The sequence below is a fragment of the Undibacterium sp. Di27W genome, assembly GCF_049340345.1.
Classification (GTDB): Bacteria; Pseudomonadota; Gammaproteobacteria; order Burkholderiales; family Burkholderiaceae_D; genus Undibacterium.
The window spans coordinates 321,573-344,358 of the sequence record NZ_JBMPOS010000003.1 but is presented as its reverse complement, the minus strand read 5'-3'; the positions used below and the strand labels follow the sequence as shown (position 1 = coordinate 344,358).

Below are 22,786 nucleotides of genomic sequence, written 5' to 3'. Positions count from 1 at the left end.
ATTAAACAAAAGCGATTGGCAGCCTCATCTGCATGCACAATCCAGTACCAGGGCGATTGCTGGCCTGTATGCTGCCAGCATGTGCCTGTATCACGCGCTGGGTGATTGCCAGGCCCAGGCCATAGCCTTCGCTGCCATGCTCTGCCAGCGCACTGCGATAAAAAGGCTGGAAGATGCTTTGCAACTCAGCCTCCGGTACACCGTTCCCTTCATCCATTACCGAAATATGCAATTGCCCCTCCTTCACCTCGGCTTGCAAGGTCACGAGGGTATCGGGGCGGGTGTGCCGGATGGCATTGCGTAAGACGTTTTCCAGGGCACGATGGAGCAATTCATAACGCCCCAATACACATACCTTGCGTATCTCATCTTCAGAAAACACCATCTTGAATGCCTTGCCCGCAGTCTTCGCTTCAAAATGGGCATTGTCACTGAGGTCGGCAAATAATTCATCCATGTGTATCAAGTCTTGCCCGGCATGCGCACCGGCTTCAAGCCGCGACAATGTCAGGATTTCACCGACCAGCTTATCCATGCGCACCGCTTCTTTATCCATGCGCAACATGTATTCCTCCGCCTTGTCAGGCTGCTGACGGGCTAGGCCTATGGCAGCTTGCAGGCGCGCCAGAGGTGAACGCAATTCATGCGAGACATCATGTAAAAGACGGCGCTGATTTTGCAAAGAGCCGGACAATTGCTCAGCCATGCGGTCAAAATCACGGCCAAGCTCGGTCAACTCATCCTGGCGCTGCCCCATGCTATCGCCTATGCGCGTCTGTAGCTTGCCATTAGCCATGGCCTGCAGGGCAACACTGAGCTGGCGTATGGGCTTGGACATATACCAGGCCATCAGGGCGGCAAATAAGAGGCTGGCCAGCAAAGCACAGGTCATGGGGATCAGGGCGCGCATGTCGCCGTTATCAGGGGGTGGCTTGCGCTGCCCCATCGCCTGCGGCCCATGATCGCCAGGTGGTTTGCCCGGGCCTGCACCGCCATGAAAGCCTGGCCCCGGTCCTGGGCCCGGTTCTCGCCCATGCCCATCAGGTCCATACCTGTTGTCTTGCCCAGGTTTGTCGACATTCATACTTGCGGTAGCTACTGATCTGGCTAATTCTTCATTGCTATGCTTGATCCAGAAAGTGACACTGATACCTGCTATCGCTGTCAATTGCGCCAGCCAGATAAAGAAAAAGAATTTCCAGAATAAGCGTCCGAGTTTCAGCATGCTTAGTTTAGGCATAATTACTCGCGCGTCAGCATATAGCCCTGGCGGTACACCGTCTGGATGACGGCACGACCATCGGCAAAGGCACTGATTTTCTGGCGTATGCTACTCAGGTGGACATCGATATTCCTGTCGAATCTGGCCAGTGGCCGGCCCAGGCCCTGTTCCGATAAATCATTTTTGCTGACGGTTTGCCCGGCATTTTTTGCCAGTAATTCCAGCAAGCTGAATTCAGTACTGGTCAGGTCCAGTAATTTATTATTCCACTCAGCCCGACGTTGTCCCGGCCATAGCTGCAGGGCACCAACTACCAGGCATAGCCTGTCCTGCTCTATGCTCATGCCCATTTCTGTACGGCGCAAGATAGCCCTGAGCCTGGCCAGCAATTCACGGGGAGTACAGGGTTTGGGCACATAGTCATCCGCGCCCAGTTCCAGTCCTATAATGCGGTCGACATCATCACCACGCGCAGTCAGCATCAGCACTGGCATACGGCTATGCTCACGTATGCGGCGCAGGGCATCTATCCCATTCATGCGCGGCATCATGACATCCAGCACGGCAATCGCATGCTGATCAGACAATGCCTCTTGCACAGCCTGCTCGCCATCGTGCACGGTGGTGATGACAAAATCCTCACGCTCCAGGTATTCCTTGAGCATGCCTACCAGTTCGACGTCATCGTCTGCGAGCAATACCTTGGTCATGTGGGCGAAAAAAGAAAAGTGATTTCAGTTGCCGATGATGATAACAAAGCCTCTCTGGCTCATGGGTAAATTTACCCGCTTTTACAGTTTGTCAGTGTTACCAGGATTTTTTTGGTGATGACACAAAATCCTTACCTAACTTTACCTTGGCTTTACTGCACTTAACAAGTCACCACGACACAATGCAGCAACACCAACAGCAAGGAAAAGACATCATGGACAAGCATACAAACCAACTGGAAACCGACCTTCATACCCTGATGCAAGCAGCCGCCTCACGCAGGCAGATGTTGCGCTGGATGTCAGTGGGTGGCGCTGCGACCTTGCTGGGCTGTGGTGGTGGCAGTGATGCGTCCACCGCGACATCAACCTCATCAAGCACGGGCACAAATACCAACACTGGTACAACGACTGGCACAACAAGCACAAGTCCAGCTTCCTGCAGCATCATCCCGGAAGAAACGGCTGGCCCCTACCCTGGCGATGGTACGAATAGCAATGGCATCAGCATCGCCAACGCGCTGGCCTTGTCGGGCATCGTACGCAGTGATATACGCTCCAGTATTGCTGGTGCCAGCGGTGTTGCCGCTGGCGTGCCTTTGACCATCAAATTGCAACTGGTGAATACCAGGAGCAGTTGTGCCTCGCTGGCTGGCTATGCCATCTATCTCTGGCATTGTGATCGTGATGGTAATTATTCCATGTATTCATCCGGTGTCACCGCAGAGAACTACCTGCGAGGCGTGCAAGAAACCGATAGCAGCGGCAATGTCAGTTTTACCACCATCTTTCCTGGCTGTTATGCCGGGCGTATCCCGCATGTGCATTTTGAGGTCTACCCCAGCAGCAGCAAAATCAGCAGTGCCAATAACAAGCTCAAGACTTCGCAATTCACCTTCCCCATGGCGACCCTGAATGAAGCCTACCAGGCGACTGGTTACTCCAACAGCGTGCGTAATCTCTCGCAAATCACGTATGCAACAGATAATGTCTTCAGCGACGGTACCAGCCTGCAAATGGTCAATGTCACTGGCAATGCGACACTGGGTTATGTGGTGACTTTGACTGTAGGTATATCCGTGTAATTTCTGCAATGCCTGTGGCAGACCAGTCTTGCCTTGCCACAGGTATTTGAATAGAATCGGTTTTTGCTCAAACTCTTTTAAAGAAAGGAGGAAACATGGAAGTAATTAAATACGCAGTATGGCGCGTATCTAACTTTGGTATATTTGCTATCTCTTGTCCTGGTTCCATCGCGCTGCGATAAACAGACGAGAGCATATTTCCCATTCCCACCTTAGGGCCTGTTCTCGGCTCACATCGTTAGCGCTCCTGTTGACGTGGATGCTTGCATCCCAAATCAAAGACAAGAGCATGACTACCTTATTATCTACACAAGCATTACAACTGGAAACCAGCCACGGCGTTTTATTCCAGGATCTGCAATTCACTTTACAAGTTGGCCAGCGCATAGGTTTGATAGGCCACAATGGCAGCGGCAAATCCACCCTGCTCTCCCTGCTGGCCGGGCAACGCAGTGCCACCAGCGGCAGCATACAAATGGCACGTCTGTGTCGCCTGCAATATGTGGAACAACATTTGCCAGTTGCCCTGCATGCACTCAGCCTCTACGATGCCATGCTCGATGCCATAGGTGATATGCCAGAATTACACTGGCGCGTCGACAGCCTCTTGCAAGAGCTGGGCATAGATGCCGCCACCGCTAAAGTCGCGGTGCAATCCCTGTCCGGCGGACAGCATACCCGGCTACTGCTGGGGCGTGCCTTGCTGCGCGAACCCAATCTTTTATTATTGGACGAACCCAGCAATCATCTCGATTTACCATCGTTGCTATGGCTGGAAGAATTTTTGCTGAACTGGAAAGGGGCCTTCGTGCTGGTATCCCATGACCAGCGCCTGCTGAATCGGGTGACGCTGCAAAGCTGGATCTTGCGTGACAGGCAAATCACCTGCTTCGATCAACCCTGCACCGCGGCCCTGCAATCCCTGGCACTGGCGGACGAAGCTGCGCAAGCCAGACGCGACGCAGAACAGTCAGAAATAGACCGCTTGGCAGCCAGCAGCAAACGCCTGGCTATCTGGGGCAGCACTTATGACAATGAAAAACTGGCACGCAAGGCCAAGAGCATGCAAAAGCGGGTAGACCGGCTGAAGGAAGAACAAACCACAGTCACTGAAGGCCAGCCCTGGACTTTGCAATTGCATGGCAAGGCTTCAGCCGCCAATCATTTGCTGCAACTGGAAAACTTGACGGTCAGGGCCACGCCAGACTTGCCTGGCTTATTCACCCTGGAGCAATTCAACATACGGCCAGGCGACAAGATCGCCTTGCTGGGTGCGAATGGTACGGGGAAATCTTCGTTACTCAGGCAATGCTGGCAAGCCATCCTGTCGCAGCAAGAGACTGCACAGATACGCTGGCATGCAGCAGCACAGATAGGTTATTACGACCAGTCTTTGCAGCAATTGCATGATGATGCCAGCCTGCCGGATGCGCTCTATCCTTTTGTCGCAGGGTCGGGCTCGGGCTTGGCCAGGACAGAACTGGTGCGCAAGCAAGCCCTGATTTCTGCAGGATTTCCGTATCACCGTCACCAGCAAAAAGTAGCATCGCTGAGCGGTGGAGAAAGAGCGCGCCTGCTGTTTCTGGCGCTATCACTGGCCAGTTATCATCTGCTGTTTCTGGATGAACCGACCAATCATCTGGACATGCAGGGCAAGCAGGAATTGACTGAAGCACTCGCGAGTTTTGCCGGTGGTTTTTTGCTGGTCTCGCATGACCGGGATCTGATAGAGCAAAGCTGCCAGGAATTCTGGGTAGTGCAAGATGGCCGTCTGGAAAGATGGCTGGATGCAGAAAGTGCTTATCAGTGTTTACGCAACAAGCCTGCGCTCACTTCAGGACAACAAGGTCTATGTGCCGCGCCTGTCAAGACAGTAGGGATTGCTCTCAATGACAGCGAGCAGGCTTTACAAAGATTGTGTGAGCTGGAGGAATTACTGCAAGCCGACCTGGCACGTAAACCCAGGCATCAAAAAGTACAGCAGCAAACCAGCTGGCGTGAAGAAATAGCTGGTTTGTATGATTTACTGGGATTGCATTGATTTAGGCTTTTAAAAACATCGATGCACAAGACCGGCATGCCTGGTCTTGTGTTTCGATTTCTTCAACTCCCGGACAAGCCCTGATCGCACCACATGCATTCATCTCTCTGGCTATCTGTACGCATTTTGCATGCAGGACAGGCGATTAAATTCTCCCTATGGCGTTTGTCTTTGTTCAATACACTGGAAAATATCCAGACTGCCAAGGCCATGAATGCCACGAAGAAAATCAGATAAGCAGCAGTCGAACTGGAAAGCCAGTCCTGCACGGCAGCAAAAACAGCAAGCAAAGACAAGGGCACGATGGCTAGCAAGATCTTTAACGGCAGCTTCATAGTATTGATATCCCTGATATCGGTCACATCTAAGCCCCAGAAATAGGGGCGGATATATTAAGCAAGGGCGGGAAGCTCGTGGTTTTCACAAGACTTCCCACCGCTCTGTTTTTTATGCAAACGCTCTACTGTTCATGACACATACTCAGGCACTTTGTCTGTCAAGTGAAATGCCAAAGTCACCATCTATCCAGGTATCGCGATCACGGATAATGGCTTGTACCGGCAATACCGAAGTCTTGACCGCCATGCCACTGATCTTTTTGACTGCAGTACCTATGGCCATGAATTCCACCAGGCCATTTCCGATCTCGGCGATATAGGTTTTTACACCTATTACTTCGTCTGCACCTATCTCGCTCGCTTCCCGCTTCAATCTATCCACGGCGTTCACCCTGGCATCATGGATGAGTGTCGTCAAATCACTGATTTCGCCTTTCTTGATGGATTTCACCGTGGCCAGAAAACCACCAATCAAACCCAGAGAATAAATCGAGGTTGACATCAGTAATTTGACAGGCGCAAAGCCCAGGCTGGTCATGGACCACAGCTCTTCCCCGGTCATATCACTGGTGACAGGGTTAAGGCTGGCCCATTGTGGCAAATCGCTATTGAATGCTGCTGTTCCTGTCATCAACATTTCATGCACACCCATCCATTTTTCTATGGTGGTGCGTATGCCGACGACCGCATTGGCACCGTCTGCCCTGGCTTGCTTGACCAGTCGCTCCAGCGCCACATGCCGCGTGACATTGAAGATGTCGCTGAATTCCCTGATCTCGCCGCGTACCAGGGTTTTCAATGAGCCCAGGATGTTGCCGCCTATGCCCATGGAATAAGCGACATTGCCAAACACATGCTGCAAGGGCTGGTAACCTGCATCCATATGACAATACAATTCCTGAGCATCGCCAGCACTGGTAAACAATGCCTTGGTATTGCCAGGCACATGAACCGCAGAACCAACAAAAAGGAACTCGGTCTTGCCACTCAAAGAGCGCAATTCACTGGTGACGCCAGCCACCCCATCAGCGCCATGCTGTACCGCTTCCCGCACCATACGGGAAAATGCATTGGCTCGCCCATCATGTATCACCGATGTAATTTGCGCGATCTCGCCGCCCAGCATATTCCCTACGCCAGCACCGATACTGCCAAAAAACCCCATGGAATTGACGCTATTGCCAACCACAATCTCACCGGGTCGTATATTCTTTTTGGCGAGACAAAATATTTCATTTCCTGACAATCCGGTTACTTGTGTCATATGATTTTCCTGGTGGATGAAAACATTGATTACGATACTGACTGTGCTTCACTATTTTAAAACCTGCCTCGATCCACCCTGTCAAAGGTGCTTCATTCAAACCTGGTCTATAGCTACTGTAGCAATAAGAGGAAAACGTATCACGACCTGCGTCCCCTCGGTGGATGAAGAATGCAATTCCATGTCACCATTAAAAGCTGCCACACGCTCACGCATGCCGGTAATACCTATCCCTGCCGAGCTATGGTGAATATCAAAGCCCCTGCCATTGTCGCTGACTTCTATCTGCAAACTTTGCTGCTCTTCCAGCATGGTCAAAGCCACTTCCACCTGGCTGGCCTGGGCATGTTTCATGATGTTGGACAAGGCCTCTTGTATGATGCGATAGACAGAAATCGCCAGTGCACTATCGAGCCGGGAAAAATCACCTTCGCTATCAAAATGAAACTGACAGCCTGGCACATTCGTGTTGTAGTGCCTGAGCATATCTTCTACTGCACCTTGCAAGCCCAGCATGTCCAGCACTTCAGGGCGCAAGCGGCGCACCAAATTGCGGCCATTGGCGTACAAATCCAAAGTCAGTTTGGTGATGGCTTTGGCACGCTCCTGAATTTCCAGGGTTGCATCACCAGCTTCTATCTGCGCTGCCAGAAATTGTATGCGCTGCGCTTCCAGCCTGGCCGCAATCAATGAGGCATTCAATTCATCATGAATTTCTATGGCGATGCTCTTGCGTTCATCTTCGACTATGCTGTGGACTTTTTGTATCAATTTGCGTTTTTCTGCATTGGCTTTCAGAGCTTCATTCCGCGAGGCCATCAAATCTCTGGTTCTATCCTGCACCTTGTTTTCCAGGTCTTGCTTGGCTTGCTGCAAACTGAGCGACATGGCGTTGATGGAAGTCTGCAAATCCCCTATCTCGCCACCTGTCGTTACCTCCAGTTTGCTGGAATAATCGCCTTCACGTATTTCACGTAAAGTTTCTATGGCCGTCTGCAAGGGCCGGGTCAGGCTCATCGATAAATACACTGCCAGCACTGCACTGACAAACAAGGCCAGTGCACTGATGGCCAGCTCAAAAAAGAAACGCTGACTATGCTTGGCCAGCATGCGTGTTGCCGACATGGTGACCCTGACATAACCCAGCACATCGGCTTTCTTGTCTGCATTTTTTGTAGCAGCCTTGCTGGCGTCCACTGGATGCGCAGCGTTGTTACCATTCTGCGCATTTTGTTGATTGAGCAAATTAACCCATACTAATTGTCGTTTGACCGGCACTTCGACATAGCGTTCCGTATTGAGTATTTTTTCAGTAGAAATAATATGCAAGACATCTTTCTTTTCCGCATCCAGCACATCGATCCTATGTATGCTGCGGTCTGACAGCATGACATCCGTCATGGTACTTTTCAGGCCTGGTAAATTCCTGGTCAGCAAATTGTATTCCACACTCTCTGCCAAGGCAGTGGACACGACATAGGCACGTTCTGCCAGCTCGCCCTTGCCTTCTTCCAGCCTGGAATGATAGGTGTACCAGACCATGGAACAAAACATATAGACGACGGGCAGCAAAATGATCAGGAACAGGCGTGAACGCAAGTTCCAGTTGCGCCAGAGCAGCGCAGAAAACTTCATGGCACCAGAGCCAGTGTCAGAGCCAGTACTGCATAGCCCTTGAACTTGCTCATGGCGCGATCAGACCATGCTTGACGGCCAGCTTGGTGATATAGGCGGGTCTGTGTACACCCAGTTTTTCCTTGATGGTCTGGCTGACATTGCTGATGGTCTTCAAGGACAAGTCCAGCCTTTCGGCAATCTCGGCATTGGTCAGGCCTTCGGCCATGAGCTTGAAAATTTCCAGGTCACGTTCATTGAGCAGCGACTGTGGCGACTCATCACCGCGTACTGATAAATTCGCCAGACGCTCGGCTATCTGCGGCAAGAAATACAATTCACCCAGGTGAGCGCGCTGCACGGCAGTCGCCAGGTCAGCCGGATCACAATCCTTGGTGACAAAGGCCTTGGCACCGAGGCGATAGGCTTCCTTGATCAGGGCATCCTGGTCAAATTGACTGAGGAAGATAATTTTAGCCTCGGGATATTGCGCAAGTATATTGCGCGCCGCATCCAGCCCCGTCAGGTCGGCACCAAAACGTATGTCCAGTATCACGACATCTGGCTTGAGTGCCGCATATTGTTCAAACGCCTCTTGCGGCGTCTTGGCCTGCCCCAGCACGGTGATACCCAGATTGCCAAGTGACATGGCAAAACCCGTCATGACGATGGGATGGTCGTCGGCCAGCAATACTCTTATGCCATTTTGCATTATTACAACACCTTATAGATTAGCAAAGCATTTTACTTCTTAGACGCAATCATAATGCTTTTCACTAGCAATTACATCCTTCATAGCTGTGAAATACCTGACTAATCTTTGCGTTAAGCAAAACCAGGTGATTGCCGGGCCGTTAGCTAGACATGCAGCGCTCATTTGAAATGAGATTTATGTAGCTTTTTATCATCGAAAATAAGCGGCGAAGTAAAAAAATCATTTGAAGTGATAAAAAAAATCATTTGAAATTCAAAATAAATACTTTTCAAGTGACATTTTTATTGCTATCTTAAAGCACATGGATTGCGCATAACAATTATCCCGACTTCCAGTTGTTGGTAAAGATAGGGGTAGTGGCCTGCCTGTCCAAGCTTATCCCTGGCATGGCAATCAACATTTGACCATCCCTGGACTGACCACGAACCTGGAGAACAATATGGAATTCACAGAAAACCAGTATCAGCCCTTGAAACGCATGTCACGCTTGAGTGTCGTCGCTGTACTGCATGTAGCCTTGCTGGCGGCCTTGTTGAGTAGTATGAAGATAACGGTTAACCGCCATAAGGATAAAGGCCCTATTGAGGTCAGCCAAATAGAAAAGCCTGTGGAAAGAGAAAAGCTTCCGCCTCCTGAAGTCGAAACCAAGCTGAAAGATCCAATTAGTCCTCCTTTGGAAATCCCGGAGATTGTGACCAACAGGCAGCCCATAATCGATGAAAGTGGGCTTACCACGACCAACACTGGTATTAAAGATACCGGGAAAATTACAACCGGCGGCACCATAGACGGAACAGTAGTGGCGGCTATAGCTACGCCCAAAAACCCCGTCCATGTCGCTGCTGTGATTAACTTCAATGCCTGTGACAAACCGGCTTATCCAGCCAGTTCCATACGCAATGGCGAAACCGGCACCGTCACTTTATCGATGCTGATAGGTACGGATGGCAAAGTCGTCGAGACCAAGACCCTGGAAAGCAGCGGCTACCGTGCACTTGACCGTGCCGCCATGCAAGCCTTGTCACTGTGCCGTTTCACACCGGGGAGCATAGATGGCGTGGCACAACAAAGCTGGACCAAGGTGCAATACGTCTGGAAGATGGATTAAGAACCTGATGAGCCGGGATCATGCAGACGTTTGAGATCGTCAGCAGATTTCAGGCAATGACCGGGGCGGTATCTGACGATACCGCCCTCTCTATGTAATCTCCCCTCCCACTATATCGAAACTTTTTACAATGCCTACAGTAAAGACTTTGAGCCTGAAAGACATCCTGCGTTGCGCCAGACAGGCCTGGCAATTGATTGCAGCCCATCCCTATCGCTGGCTGGGTATCAGTATCTTGTTCTTGCTCTGTGCAGAATCCCTGATGCTGATCCCCTATATAGGCTTTACGCTCAAGCTGCCTGTCGCGGCTATTCTGAGCGCACAATTTTTGCGCCTGCATATGGCCAGCGAACATGGTCAGGCGCCGAAGATATTGGGAATGTTTGGCGGTTTCAAACTTGCATTTCCAAACTTGCTTTTGCTGGTCATGAGTAGCCTGCTGGTATTTGCCTGCGGGATTGCCGTGCTTTACCTCGCAGGTGGCTGGCATGCAGCGCGCTTTTTCTTTGGCAGCTTTCATCAATATGCAGCCCCCAGGGAAATCGAGTTCATGCAATTCAAGCTGGCCATGTACCTGGTGGGTGCTATTTTTACTTTTTTACCCGCCTCTATCATGCTGACGCGCTTGTCAGCCAGAGCAGCCTTGCGCTTGAGTTTAAGAAGTTTCTTGGCCAATCCTGCTGTCATTCTGTTGATGTTATCACTGGGCTTGCTGATTGAAGCCCTCAGTATAGGATTGCCTCAGTTGATGGGCAAATCAGCTTTGTTGGTGGTATTCCCACTGATCCTGCTTCTGACCATGTGGTTGCCTGCATTTCGCTATGCGACAGGTAAACTTGCTTACTCTTGATTGCCTGCCCTTGATCCCTCAATACCATGACTAAGCGAGCACACTTTATGCGCCGAATGCAGGTTTTCCTGTTATGTCTGGGTCTATTGAGTAGCAGCTATGCGCAGGCGCTGGCCTTGACTATGCATGTGACTATCGGCGATGAAAAACCACCTGAAATCAGGAAAGTAGAAACAGCCATCCTGATGGTGAATATCCAGAAATATGACAGCAGTACGGCAAGTACGCCAGCTTTCAAACCTTTCAAACCCTATAGTGGCGTACTTGCGCGCGCTCCCTATCTGGACTGGATAGTCATGCTGTGCGCTTGCCTGCTGCCTTTAGGCATGCTGGTGGTCACTACGGTCACTCTCATCGATTTTCGCAAACGCAGAAACGATGATGATGTACTTTCCTGCACAGAACTGATTTCCTAAATTTGGCTCCCTGGAATTGGCTTCCTGGAATTTGCTCCCTACCTGCCGCTTTCGCATTGACATATCTTGGTCATACTGGCGCTTTAGAATACGACGCTACTCCAGCCCTAGCCAAGGAAAGCCATGTCTAACGATAAGAACCCAAGCAAGAATAATCTGCAGCGCCGCCAGTTCCTCTGCAATGTCACGACTGGCACAGGTGCCCTGATCGCTGGTGCTGCCCTGCCGAGGTTGGTCAAGGCGCAAAATACGGCTCCTGCCTTCATCACGGCAGACAAGTCACGCCCGCAATTGCCCTGCGGCGTCATGAGCGGTGACATCAACCGCGACAAAGCCATTATCTGGAGCCGTACTGACAGGCCAGCGCGCATGTTGATCGAATATGCCAACAATGAATCCTTCAAAAATGCCCGCAGTATCAGCGGCCCGCTGGCACTGCCCAGCAGCGATTACACGGCACGTATAGACCTGAGCGGCTTGCCTGCTGGCCAGCGTACTTTTTATCGCGTGCGTTTCCAGGATTTGCAAAATCCTTCCGCCAGCAGTGAAGCAGCATCAGGCAGCTTGCTCTTACCGGGCGGCACAGAGCGCGACATCACTTTTGCATTCTCGGGTGATGAGGCAGGCCAGGGCTGGGGCATCAATGAGGCTTTTGGCGGTTACCGCATCTATGAAAGCATGCGCCGCTTCCAGCCGGATTTCTTTATCCATTCCGGTGATCAGATTTATGCGGATGGACCCATACCAGCCCAGGTCAAACTCGACGATGGTAGCCTCTGGAATAACATCACTACACCAGCCAAATCCAAAGTGGCAGAAACCCTGGCCGATTATCGTGGCAATTTTGCCTATAACTTCCTGGATGCAAACAAGCGACGCTTTGCTGCCGAAGTACCTTTCCTAGTGCAATGGGATGATCATGAGGTACGCAATAACTGGTATCCCGGCCAACAGATAGGCGAAGCAGAAAAACGTTACCAGCAGCGTGACTTGAATACCCTGGCAGTAAATGCACGCAGGGCCATGTTTGAATACAATCCCTATCGCATAGACCAGCATGATCCAGATCGTATTTACCGCATGTTCAATTATGGTCCCTTGCTGGAAGTCTTCATGCTCGATGAGCGCAGCTATCGCGGCAAGAATTCACCAAATCTGCAAACGACATTGAATGAAGATGCAGCCTTCCTGGGCAAACCGCAATTGCAATGGCTGAAGCAAGCTTTGCTGCGTTCACGCTCAACCTGGAAAATCATTGCGAGCGACATGCCAATTTCCATTGTCGTACCCGACCTCAATCCTGACGTACCCAAGGACACTTACGAAGCCTGGGCCAATGGAGACAATGGCAAACCACTGGGACGGGAACTCGAGATAGCCGAGATACTGAAATTCATCAAGCGGCATGATATCAAGAACGTAGTCTGGGTCACTGCCGATGTCCACTATGCAGCGGCGACTTATTACACCCCAGAGAAAGCTCAGTTCACTGACTTCAAACCCTTCTGGGAATTTGTCGGCGGCCCGCTGAATGCAGGGACCTTCGGGCCGAATGAAGTCGACCAGACTTTTGGTCCAGACGTGAAATATGTGAGCGTGCCACAGGGCATGAAACAAAACCGTTCACCAGCAGAATTGCTGCAATTTTTTGGCATAGCAAAAATTGATGCGAAGACCAGGGCAATGACAGTATCTATCCATGATATCGATGGCAAGAATCTGTATAAGGTCGATATCGCGCCGGAGGCTTGATATCTGCATGCAATAAGCTGACACAAATAAGCTGACAAAATAAGCTGACAAAAATAAAAAAAAGCCTGGTGTTTCCACCAGGCTTTTTAACTGAAATCAATACTGACTAGCTATTACTTATAGACAGTCACTGGTTCAGTATTTTGTACTGGCACTACAGGCTGGCCATTTTGCCCGCGATACTGACCACGGTTGGCACCGCGTGGTGCGCCAAACTGGACCAGGATTTCATCATAGGCGGCATCTGCCAGGCTGCGTGAAGTCTCTTGCATGACCTTGCCGCGATTGAAGACGACGCGATCACCGGCACGGCTGATGATCTTGGTATCAACACCAGAACCGCTAGCGCTGAAAGCCGCCTTGATTTCATAAGTCTTGGTATTGATCAGACTAAAGTCAGCCACCAGGTCCAGCGACAGGCTGGCTGTCATGGAATTACCGTATTGGAGTTGGTTGCTTTCCTGGCGGAACTGGATATTGCTGACAGTGCCAAACAAGACATAGTCAGCACCAGGGTACATACCCTGTTTGATACGACCGATGATGTCGTAAATTTTTTCCATAGGCTTGCCCACATAAGGACGCGCCTGCACCAAGCTAACACCACCACCTTTGATCAGAGCACCCTTGAGGTCAGCAGTATAAGTTTTCAATTCACCACGATCGATATAGGTATAAAAACCCTCGGCTTCGTAGTAATTGCTTTCGCTTTTGGCGTTGATATTGCCACGCTGGGAATAGCTGCGATCAGTTTCGCGCTCGCTATAACTGCCTTTGACACTGCTCTTGCTGGAAGCAGACACCACGTGGAAATATTCGCTGACTTTTTCTTCATAAGTCAGGTCAGTCACGGCAATTCTTGGTTCAGCTGCATAGGCACTGAATGCCGCAGCAGAGCAGAACAAGCCTGCCATCAGTTTTTTGAGATTCAACATCGTATTGCCTCTTTAAAAGATGAGCGGCTGAGATTAGCGTTTGGAAGTTTTACGAATTTCTTTTTCGTCTTGCCATTCGATGGAGCCATCTTCAATGTCATACAATTTCAAGGTCATTTTGTAGAACACGTCCTTGGTATTGGCACTTTGCTTGACGATGGAAACGATCTCGCCTTCCAGGGAATATTTGGCAGCACTCATATTGCCAACCTTGGCCTTGCCCTGCGCCTTGTACAGACCGCTCTGGTTTTGGCGTTGCAATTCATCGACGCCTGTTTGCATTTCATCGGCGCTGCGGGTGAACTTTACCTTGCGGCTCTTCACCAGTGCAGTCTGGATGGTATTCATGATGGATTTGGTATCGATGTATTCACTGGTCTTGTTGCGTACACCAGTCAAAGTCATGGTCGGGCGATTTGCCAATACTGGATCTTCCAGCAGGGAACCGACCATTTTTTCTGCAATCATTTGCAGATCGGTAGAACCAAATTCATTGGTGACTGTTTCAACTGCCTTGGTATCGCCATAGGAAGTCTGGCGTGCCAGGCTGACGGTAGGCTGTGACAGTTTGGTCTGGCAAGCGCTGAGTGAGAGGCCAAGCAATACCACCAGGGCGCAGCTTTTGGACAGTGAGGAAATGCGTTTCATATGTACTCCGTAAAAATAATCTTATTACTGTTGTTAGTGATTAGCGTGGCTCTGCACTCATCTCGATTTTGAAGTCGTTTGCTTGCGGACCATAGGCCGTGCCTTTGATGAACTGGCTTTGCTGGCCCAAAATCTTCAATGGTTTCCAAACTTCGCCATCACCGACTTGCATGCCAGCAGCATCGGTCCAGCGGAAACGATAGTAGACCTGTACATCACGGTTGGTCAGATTGACCATCTCGGCCTGTACTACCAGGACATCGTTTTTACGCTGTGAACGCAGATCCGTCACTTGTACGCCTTCCAGAGTGCCGCGCACAATCAATTTGGCGGCAATACCTGGAGAAGAAGCATTAGGTATAGGATCAGCCATGGCTGGAACTGCAAAACAAGCGGCAACCAGGGCTGCGCATGCGGCAAATTGTTTGGAAATCTGTTTCATATACCCTCTACGTATCAGTTGGATTTAGTGCTGGTAGTGCTGGTGCTGCTGGTAGTACTTGTTGCTGTCGTTTTTGTGACCGTTTTTGCCTTGGCAGCTGGCTTGCCCTTGGTTTTTGGCGCCTCTGCTGCAGGTTCTGGGTCAGCCTGTAATTGTGCCACAGGTGTCACGCTACCGAACTTGGCCATGTCACCCATGTAAGTCTTGTTTTGATAAATGCGTACTGGCACCACCATGTAACGGCCATCTACCGTGACCTTGGTAGTTTCGCCCCCATTGCCAAAATTTACGTTATAGTCACCTGGTGGCAAGAATGCACGGGCAACGAAAACACGGTCTGGCAAACTGCGCCACATACGGTCATCTGCCGGACTTTCTGTCGCTGCCACTGCCACGTTTGCCGCCAGGCCAGCCAGAGCGCCGAATTTTTTGTTGACCTGATCTTGCACCAGCGCTTTGGTCACTGCACGTACTGCTGCACGAGTATAGATACCAGGCAATTCATCTTTGAGTGCCTTACGTGCCATGACGTTGAAGTCTGTCACCAGGGCCGTAGGCAAGACCTGATCACCCACACGTATGCTATTCAGAACAGGCGCATTTGGATCAGGATAAATAACCGGGAAAGCGAAGGAAACCGTTACCAGGCCGCGGCCTGTAGGCACGGGGAAAGCAATTTTCTTGGATTGACGTGCAGGTGAATTACCAGCCTCGACAACGAACAACACGTCAGTCACGCCTTTCTTACGGCGGAAGCTGGTACGTTGATCCAGGCCTTTCAAGCCATCTTCCAGTACTGGCAGATCAGGGCGCAATTCTATCGCCTTGCGATAACCAGGTGCAGCCAGGCCAGGCTCATTCAGGGCTTCATAGACAAAACCTGCCAGATAATGACTGAGGGCATTCTGATAACCGTTTTTGAGTTTCAGTACTTCAGGATCATTCAGGGTTTCTACCGGGTAACCGTTCAATTCCTTGCCTGTGGAAGCCACGCCCTTGTCCTTGGCTTCTTTTTCTGCTTCTGCCGTCTCTTTGGAGCGGAACTCAGCGATCACAGCTTCACGCTCATGGGTACGCTTGATATCAACGCGGGCAGTGTCGAGGTCACCGAGATTGAGACGGTCCATGGCCATGCGTGTAGTCAGCATGACTTTTTCATAGTCCTGTCCTTCATAGTCACGGCTGGCATCACCCATGATGGTGGCGCCGATTTGGCCCATCAGTTTTTGTGGTGAAGTTTTAGCGGTTTCTTCCCAGATCTTGACCTTGGTATCGGCTACATCGAAGGCATCCAGGCTGTCTTTGTAACGCTTGCCTATACGCATCAATTCACCTTTTTCCAGGTTCAGCAACAAATCGGCTTTATTACTGCCCTGAGTTTGTGCTTCTACCTGTTTGATCGCCTCATCTATCTGGCCAGTCTTCGCTACTGAGAGCGACGCAGCTACCTTGCTGTCATGAGTTTGCGTAGTAACACAGCCCGTCAGCAATAATGCAGCAACAAGGGGCGTGTAAGAGAGGGTAGCTAGGCGCATGGGTTTCATTATGGGTAGACTAGGTAAAAGGAAATGCAAAACGCAGGCATGGAATTATCCATACATACACACAGCCAATCAGTATAGTAAGGCTTTGCATTTTTGTCATGGTATTAACTGCTACAAAATCGAAGTTCTTGTAACTAGTTGTAATGGAATTGTGGAAATAAAATACTGATTAGCTATGGTTTGCTTTAAAACAAGAAAACCAGTTCAGGGCCTGCTTTCCAGCAGCCAATTATCGATCTGATGCATGAAATCAGGCAAATAGTTTTTCTCTTCCGCACTGAGACTATGACCGGCACCAGGAAAACGGCGCACATCAATGATTTTTCCGGCGGCCTGGAAATGCTGTCGCAATTGCGCAATGGCTTGATCTGGAATAACAGGGTCTGCATCGCCAAATCCCAGCAATATGGGGATGTCCAGTGCCAGCAAATTGGCGGTTTGCGGGATGCTGGCTATTTCTGACCAATAACGCCAGCTGCGGCCATGCAGCAAGCTGGCATCAGGATCGGCTGGCTGCAGCTGCAAACCAGCCTGCAATTGCTGCCAGGCAGATTTCATCCTGGGATTATTTGCCGCCAGCGCCGCATATACGTCCAGGGCATTCATACCGGCATGGGATAGCAAGACCAGATGGGTGGCGGATAATTGCCTGGCCAGTATGGGTGCCAGCTCTGCCCCTTCAGAAATACCCATCATGATCAGGCGTTGCGGTGTTTGTCCTTGCTTTTGCAGTGCGGCCAGCTGCGCACGCATGAATTCCAGCTGGTCGGTTTGCCAGCGGGATGGATGATCGGCGCGGGTATAGGCATCACCACAGGCTTTGCCATTGGACCCTGGCAAGATGTGACGCTTATGCAGGATGAGGATTTGCGTACGGCCGGATTCCGCTTCCAGTCCAGCAAAATACTGGGGCAAAAACTGTCCCATGCTGATGCAATCAGAACCGGACAGCACAAACACCAGGTTCACCACAGGTTTGCCAACATCCGCTTGCTGCCATGGATATTTTTCCAGCTGGTAATAAATCGCCTTGCCGCCGTCCATAAATTGAAATTCATGCAGATAGACTGGAGGCTGTCGATCCTGGCTGGCGGCCATCACAGGTTCAGGCAGGCAAGTGCCAAACGCCAGGACAAGCAATAGCAGCAAATGTCTGCAGTAGATAAAGAGAGATGCCAAATGAAATATCATGTGGAGCAGGCAAGTACGATACTGCAAGCCAGCAATAGCAAGGCCACCGGCGCCCAGATCCTGCGTTCCCATTTGCTGGGAGTGAGTAGATTCAAGATACTGCTAATCAACATGAAAACCACGACAGCCCAGATCGCCGTACGCGACCATGCCAGATAATCTGGCAAGAACATGCCCGCGCGGACCAGCATGATAGTCCCTGTGCAGGCCAGCAAGCACAACTGCATCAGGGCAGCAATGCGCAGTTGTACAGGCAGCTTGCCGGGATACTTGCCGCCCATGGCCAGATTACCCCAGGGAGCACCGCAGGCCAGGGCGAATTGAAACAGCATCACGAACAGTAACAAGACAGCCGCAAGAATTCCGGCGACATAGGCGCTTACAGGTGGGTCTATCACGATGTTTTCTATCTGCCTTCAGACTGAGTTTGTCTTCATTTTGTATAGGCCTTGCGCGAGCCATCTTCATAAACCAGATCATCCGTCATTGGCTTGCCGCTTTCATCCCAGGTGCGCTCACGCTGTATGCGACCACGTTCATCATAGTGAGATTCACGTAGCAAAGTACCATTGGCGGCAAAACCCTGATGTATACCAACTGGGCGTTCACGGTAACGGCCTTCATAAACATAACGCTCCAGGCTGGACATCTTGCCGTTATCAAAATAATTGCGTACTTCCTTGATCTCTTCCTTGCCTTCGATAGTGAATTTCTCACTGCGCCTGGGCTGACCATTCAGGAAAAAACTGGCGTCCGACACCAGCCGGTTTTGCCTGCGCCCTTCGTTGTCTGTCAGGGCAAAAATTTGCTCGCGTACTTTTGAGCCACTCTCGTGATAGTCAACTTCGCGCTCAAGTGCGATCGGTTTTTCTGTGGTGTTCCAGACGACTTCTTTACGCAAGACACCTTTATCAGAATATTGCTTGCGCGTTTTTTGTCTGGCACTGATTTCTTCTACTGTGTCTGGCTTGCCATTGTCATGGAAGTAGGTAGCTTGCTGCGTGACGCCCGCCAGTATAGTGAACTGGCTGCGTAAACGGCCACTGTCGGAATACAGTTGCACCTGTGATGGCTTGCCGTTGAAACCGCATAAAACCGCATCATTCGCATGCGGTGCCAACATGGGCTTGTCGCCGCATTCAAGTTCACTCAATTGTTTGTCTGGCGTATACCTGACGGCAGCTTTTTCTTTTGGGCTCTCGCCGATAAAGGCAATCCGTTTGGCTAGCCCATTTGCATACCATTCACGCACCTGGCCACGGGTGTTGCCATTCACATTGCTCTCTTCCCTTAGCACTTGCCCATTGGGTGCAAATTCACGCGAGCGTCCATGGCTATTACCTTGTTCATTGACATGATACTCCTTGCTCAATACCCCGTCTTTGAAATAACGCACTACGCCCACATAGACACCAGCCCGCAATTCCTGCTCACGCACCAGCTTGCCGGTATCTCTTTCCACGCACTTCATGATACCGGTCTTGCCCGCCGTCGTACTGCCATTGGCCGGATTGACTGACTCTTTGTTGAGCTCACAATCTTCCACCGCCCAGACAGGCGACATACTCAGGGCAGACATCAGGAGGACAGAGGCAAAAGGGATAAAGGATCCAAGCCGCGTCCTTGTCCGCAAAACAAATTTGGTGGGCATAGTCATCTGGAGGTAAAAAAATAATGTTGAAAAAATATGAACAAATTAATGATAATATTATCAAAGTCATCAGTTATTTAAGGATTGGACTCATTATCCTCTCACCTGACTGCTTAGCAATAAAGTTTAATCGAACTGGCCTTTAGTTTTGCCAGCTGGATTGGGAAGTTTCTTCAAGCATCGTTGATAAAAAAATTCATATTGATCAAATTAACACTTTGGAGTCTGTAACATGCCGTCAAACGTAGTCAGTTTTCAAAATCCTTCCTTTACCTCTGTAGATCTTGGTACTTTCGGTGGCCACTATAGTTTTGCCTTTGCCATCAATAACAATGGCCAGATGGTAGGTCAGGACACAAAAAATGAAACCAGCAACAAATCCCTTTTCGCGCCTACCTATGCGACCGTTTGGGATAATTCTTTTTGGGTAGCCAAAACCACGCTGCTCTCAGATCAGGAGAGCCATGCTTATGGGATAAATAATTTGTCCACTGTTGTTGGCTATTCACAGGAAGACATCAATGGCCACCAGCAAATACTAGCCACTGCCTGGCAGGATGGCAAGACACGCTATCTGCCATCTGTCAGCAATGCACAGGACGAGAGCATTGCCAGGGCGGTTAACGATCATGGTGTGATTGTAGGTGAAAGTTTTTCCAGTACCTCATTTGACGGCGCGCATGCCACCCTCTGGAATGATACGGGTGTGATTGACCTGGGCACTTTGGGCGGCAAGTTCAGCGAAGCATTTGCCATCAATAATGCAGGCCTGGTAGCAGGCTGCTCTTCCACCGATAAACCGGATAACAATGTACACCCGGTTATCTGGAAAGAAGGCAAGATCATCGACTTGTCACCTGACCATTTCGGTATCGCCAACACTGTGAATGACAATGGCCTGGTAGCCGGGTTCATCGACGATGACCAGCATATTTCTCATGCCACGCTATGGATCAATCAAAAGGAAATCACGCTGCAAGCTAGTGCAGGATCTTCTTCTTATGCAAGCGCCATTAATAACCAGAACCAGATCGTCGGTACAGAAACAAGCAATGACGGTCACCAGCACGCCCTGCTCTGGAATACGGCCAATAGCGCACCGGTAGATTTAAATCAGTATCTTGACCAGTCTCAGCTTGATGCAGGCTGGCAGCTTATCAGTGCCTCAGGCATTAATGATCAGGGATGGATAATCGGTAGTGCATCCAATAGCAAAACTTACGAAACCCATGCCTTTGTACTGAGCGCTGATGGTGTTACAGAATTGCCAGGGGCCGCGCCAGTACAGGCAGCGCATGTGCTGGCCGCTACCGCTCCTGCTGCGCATGCAGCAAGTGCAGACATCTGGTCGGGCATTTACTAAGTCAGCAATTTCCATACGCAAAACAAGAGAACTGCTCACTATTCATGGGCAGTTCTCTTTTTATCCCAGTGCCCCTCACCTTCGGTTTTCCAATCTGAAACAAACTCTCCCAGTCCTGTCTTTACTGTCCGGTTAATCGCACTATCCGATGTAAACGGAAAAAATAATGTTGCATAAATAAAAACAAATTTAATGCTAACATTGGCGAAGTCATTCGCTATTTGAGTATCGGACTGCATCCTGCCTCTTAAGCGGTGAAGCTTAACAACAATTGTCTATCAGGCTGTGCCGGACAGGCCAGGCATCTGCACATCATTGATAGGAAATTTTTATTTTCAAAAATAATATTTTGGAGTCGGTTGTATGTCCTCGAATGAATTCAGTTTTCGAAATTCTTCCTTTATCTTTGCAGATATGGGCACTTTCGGTGGTCACACCAGTCATGCCTATGCCATCAATGATGCTGGCCTGATGGTGGGCAGCGATACCAGGAATGAACCAGGCAACAAATTCGGTTTTACACCTGGCTACGCGGCCATTTGGGACAACTCTTACTATGTGCCTAAAACCACTCTGCTGGCAGATCATGATAGCAATGCTTATGGAATAAATAATTTCTCCAGCATCGTTGGCTCTTCACTCAAGGACATTGGTGGCAATAGCCAAATCACAGCAACTGTCTGGCGAGATGGAGAAGCCAGTTATCTGGCATCTTTAAGTAACGGTCAATACAAGAGCATTGCCAAGGCCATCAATGATCAAGGCCTGATTGTTGGCGACAGCTTTACCAGCGATACATGGGAAGGCCAACATGCCTCGCTTTGGACTGATACTGGCGTCATTGACCTGGGTACTTTGGGTGGCAGGTGTAGTAGTGCATCCGCCATCAATAATAAGGGCGTGGTGGCCGGTTGTGCTTCAAGCACAAAATGGGATGATGTTTTCGGGATAGAAGCCATCCACCCTGTCATATGGAAAGAAGGCAAAATCATCAATTTGTCACCCGAGCATTATGGTGCAGCGAGCAGCATCAACGACAATGACCTGGTGGTTGGCTCGGTACTTGATGATGAGATGCATAGTCACGCTACGCTATGGATGAATCAAAAAGAAATCACTCTGCAAAGCAGCGTAGATTCCTCTTCCTACGCCAGCGCCATCAATAACAAGAATCAGGTAGTCGGTTCAGAAATGCGGGGCTTTAGCCAGCAACATGCCTTGCTCTGGAATACGCCTGATAGCGCACCCATCGATTTAAATCAGTATCTGGACCAGTCCCAGCTTGAAGCTGGGTGGCTGCTCGTTGATGCCTCGGACATTAATGATCAGGGCTGGATCATCGGTACCGCATGGAATCCTAAAACTTACGAATCCCATGCCTTTCTATTAACTGTTCAAGGTGTCACGGGATTGACAGATGCTGCGCCCGCACAGCCAGCACAAGTAGTTGCTGCCACTGCCACTGTTACTGTTGCTACTACTGCCGCTGCCGCGCATGTGGCAAGCGCTGACATCTGGTCAGGTATGTATTAACTTAGCAATTATCATGCAATTAAAGCAAAAAACTGCTCTCAATCCTGGAGCAGTTTTTTTTAAGCTGAGATTCCCGGGTTCAGCACGGCACAAATCAGAATGCCCCCAAGCTGACCTTGCACGCCATGGTCAGCAAGTCTGCCTCTTTGTTTAATTCACTATCTTCGACTTCCTTGGCTGAAACAGCTTGAGAACAATCACAAGGATGATGGAAGCTTGCTTGCAAATTTTGGGAAAGCCGGTTTGCCCACCCATGAACATCTTCAGGCAAAAAATAATGTTGAAAAAGTGAGAACAAAATTAGTGATAACATTGTCAAAGTCATCAGTTATTTGAGAATTGAACTACCTATTCTCTCAACTGA

23 protein-coding genes are annotated in these 22,786 nt (G+C 50.0%); 8 read left to right on the top strand and 15 right to left on the bottom strand.

Translation table 11 applies throughout. The features are described 5' to 3' along the window. Position 1 precedes the first annotated feature (1 nt). Together ACO0LF_RS09300 and ACO0LF_RS09295 are read right to left on the bottom strand one after the other, a co-directional pair. Positions 2–1,240: an ATP-binding protein gene (locus ACO0LF_RS09300; RefSeq protein WP_423013823.1), complete on the bottom strand. Its 1,239-nt coding sequence runs from the start codon at positions 1,238–1,240 to the stop codon at positions 2–4. A 2-nt stretch (positions 1,241–1,242) separates the two neighbouring features. Continuing rightward, positions 1,243–1,932 carry a response regulator gene (locus ACO0LF_RS09295; protein ID WP_423013822.1) on the bottom strand — a complete coding sequence of 230 codons (690 nt, stop codon included), beginning with the start codon at positions 1,930–1,932 and terminating at the stop codon, positions 1,243–1,245. 215 nt (positions 1,933–2,147) lie between these two features. On the opposite strand from ACO0LF_RS09295, the gene ACO0LF_RS09290 reads away from it, so the two are divergent. After that, entirely contained in the window at positions 2,148–3,017 is an 870-nt protein-coding gene (locus tag ACO0LF_RS09290; RefSeq protein ID WP_423013821.1) for an intradiol ring-cleavage dioxygenase, read from the top strand. A gap of 289 nt (positions 3,018–3,306) precedes the next feature. Then, positions 3,307–5,058, top strand: a complete 1,752-nt coding sequence (locus ACO0LF_RS09285) for an ABC-F family ATP-binding cassette domain-containing protein (RefSeq protein ID WP_423013820.1) — start codon at positions 3,307–3,309, stop codon at positions 5,056–5,058. A 62-nt stretch (positions 5,059–5,120) separates the two neighbouring features. Here ACO0LF_RS09285 and ACO0LF_RS09280 read toward each other — a convergent pair whose 3' ends face one another. The 4 genes from ACO0LF_RS09280 to ACO0LF_RS09265 all read right to left on the bottom strand — a co-directional run bounded on the left by ACO0LF_RS09280 (position 5,121) and on the right by ACO0LF_RS09265 (position 8,986). Continuing rightward, positions 5,121–5,393, bottom strand: coding sequence for a hypothetical protein (locus tag ACO0LF_RS09280; RefSeq protein ID WP_423013819.1), 273 nt, complete (start codon positions 5,391–5,393; stop codon positions 5,121–5,123). Positions 5,394–5,538: 145 nt separating this feature from the next. Then, positions 5,539–6,660, bottom strand: a complete 1,122-nt coding sequence (locus tag ACO0LF_RS09275; protein ID WP_423013818.1) for a heavy metal-binding domain-containing protein — start codon at positions 6,658–6,660, stop codon at positions 5,539–5,541. Between the two features lie 96 nt (positions 6,661–6,756). Next, positions 6,757–8,295 (bottom strand): ATP-binding protein, encoded by a 1,539-nt coding sequence (locus ACO0LF_RS09270; RefSeq protein ID WP_423013817.1) that lies wholly within the window; start codon positions 8,293–8,295, stop codon positions 6,757–6,759. A 49-nt stretch (positions 8,296–8,344) separates the two neighbouring features. Further along, positions 8,345–8,986 (bottom strand): response regulator, encoded by a 642-nt coding sequence (locus tag ACO0LF_RS09265; protein ID WP_423013816.1) that lies wholly within the window; start codon positions 8,984–8,986, stop codon positions 8,345–8,347. A 442-nt stretch (positions 8,987–9,428) separates the two neighbouring features. On the opposite strand from ACO0LF_RS09265, the gene ACO0LF_RS09260 reads away from it, so the two are divergent. The 4 genes from ACO0LF_RS09260 (at position 9,429) to ACO0LF_RS09245 (ending at position 13,115) form a co-directional block, all read left to right on the top strand. Beyond that, complete coding sequence (locus tag ACO0LF_RS09260) at positions 9,429–10,097, top strand: energy transducer TonB (RefSeq protein ID WP_423013815.1); 669 nt, start codon at positions 9,429–9,431, stop codon at positions 10,095–10,097. Positions 10,098–10,227: 130 nt separating this feature from the next. Then, positions 10,228–10,947, top strand: a complete 720-nt coding sequence (locus tag ACO0LF_RS09255) for a hypothetical protein (protein ID WP_423013814.1) — start codon at positions 10,228–10,230, stop codon at positions 10,945–10,947. Positions 10,948–10,994: 47 nt separating this feature from the next. Further along, positions 10,995–11,363: a hypothetical protein gene (locus ACO0LF_RS09250; RefSeq protein WP_423013813.1), complete on the top strand. Its 369-nt coding sequence runs from the start codon at positions 10,995–10,997 to the stop codon at positions 11,361–11,363. Between the two features lie 123 nt (positions 11,364–11,486). Then, complete coding sequence (locus ACO0LF_RS09245) at positions 11,487–13,115, top strand: alkaline phosphatase D family protein (RefSeq protein WP_423013812.1); 1,629 nt, start codon at positions 11,487–11,489, stop codon at positions 13,113–13,115. Positions 13,116–13,228: 113 nt separating this feature from the next. Here the strand turns inward: ACO0LF_RS09245 and ACO0LF_RS09240 are convergent, their stop codons facing one another. From ACO0LF_RS09240 to ACO0LF_RS09210, 7 genes are all read right to left on the bottom strand, one after another. Next, complete coding sequence (locus ACO0LF_RS09240; RefSeq protein WP_423013811.1) at positions 13,229–14,050, bottom strand: hypothetical protein; 822 nt, start codon at positions 14,048–14,050, stop codon at positions 13,229–13,231. A 33-nt stretch (positions 14,051–14,083) separates the two neighbouring features. Then, on the bottom strand, positions 14,084–14,698 hold the full coding sequence (gene lpoB, locus ACO0LF_RS09235) for a penicillin-binding protein activator LpoB (RefSeq protein WP_423013810.1): 615 nt from the start codon (positions 14,696–14,698) through the stop codon (positions 14,084–14,086). A gap of 40 nt (positions 14,699–14,738) precedes the next feature. After that, entirely contained in the window at positions 14,739–15,140 is a 402-nt protein-coding gene (locus tag ACO0LF_RS09230) for a YcfL family protein (protein WP_423013809.1), read from the bottom strand. A 14-nt stretch (positions 15,141–15,154) separates the two neighbouring features. After that, entirely contained in the window at positions 15,155–16,675 is a 1,521-nt protein-coding gene (locus ACO0LF_RS09225) for a COG3014 family protein (RefSeq protein ID WP_423013808.1), read from the bottom strand. A gap of 213 nt (positions 16,676–16,888) precedes the next feature. Further along, the gene (locus ACO0LF_RS09220) at positions 16,889–17,833 is read right to left on the bottom strand and encodes an alpha/beta hydrolase (RefSeq protein WP_423013807.1); all 945 of its coding nucleotides are present in this window, start codon (positions 17,831–17,833) and stop codon (positions 16,889–16,891) included. A gap of 38 nt (positions 17,834–17,871) precedes the next feature. After that, entirely contained in the window at positions 17,872–18,273 is a 402-nt protein-coding gene (locus tag ACO0LF_RS09215) for a hypothetical protein (RefSeq protein ID WP_423013806.1), read from the bottom strand. 35 nt (positions 18,274–18,308) lie between these two features. Continuing rightward, positions 18,309–19,454, bottom strand: coding sequence for a hypothetical protein (locus ACO0LF_RS09210; protein ID WP_423013805.1), 1,146 nt, complete (start codon positions 19,452–19,454; stop codon positions 18,309–18,311). Between the two features lie 304 nt (positions 19,455–19,758). Between ACO0LF_RS09210 and ACO0LF_RS09205 the strand changes: the two genes are divergently transcribed. Then, positions 19,759–20,889, top strand: a complete 1,131-nt coding sequence (locus ACO0LF_RS09205; protein WP_423013804.1) for a DUF3466 family protein — start codon at positions 19,759–19,761, stop codon at positions 20,887–20,889. A gap of 38 nt (positions 20,890–20,927) precedes the next feature. Here ACO0LF_RS09205 and ACO0LF_RS09200 read toward each other — a convergent pair whose 3' ends face one another. Next, positions 20,928–21,128 (bottom strand): hypothetical protein, encoded by a 201-nt coding sequence (locus ACO0LF_RS09200; RefSeq protein ID WP_423013803.1) that lies wholly within the window; start codon positions 21,126–21,128, stop codon positions 20,928–20,930. A 124-nt stretch (positions 21,129–21,252) separates the two neighbouring features. Here ACO0LF_RS09200 and ACO0LF_RS09195 point away from each other — a divergent pair, with 124 nt between their 5' ends. Further along, a complete protein-coding gene (locus tag ACO0LF_RS09195; protein ID WP_423013802.1) occupies positions 21,253–22,422 on the top strand; it encodes a DUF3466 family protein in 1,170 nt (389 codons plus the stop codon). A 94-nt stretch (positions 22,423–22,516) separates the two neighbouring features. On the opposite strand, the gene ACO0LF_RS09190 is transcribed toward ACO0LF_RS09195, so the two are convergent. Further along, positions 22,517–22,735, bottom strand: a complete 219-nt coding sequence (locus ACO0LF_RS09190; protein WP_423013801.1) for a hypothetical protein — start codon at positions 22,733–22,735, stop codon at positions 22,517–22,519. Between the last annotated feature and the right edge of the window lie 51 nt (positions 22,736–22,786).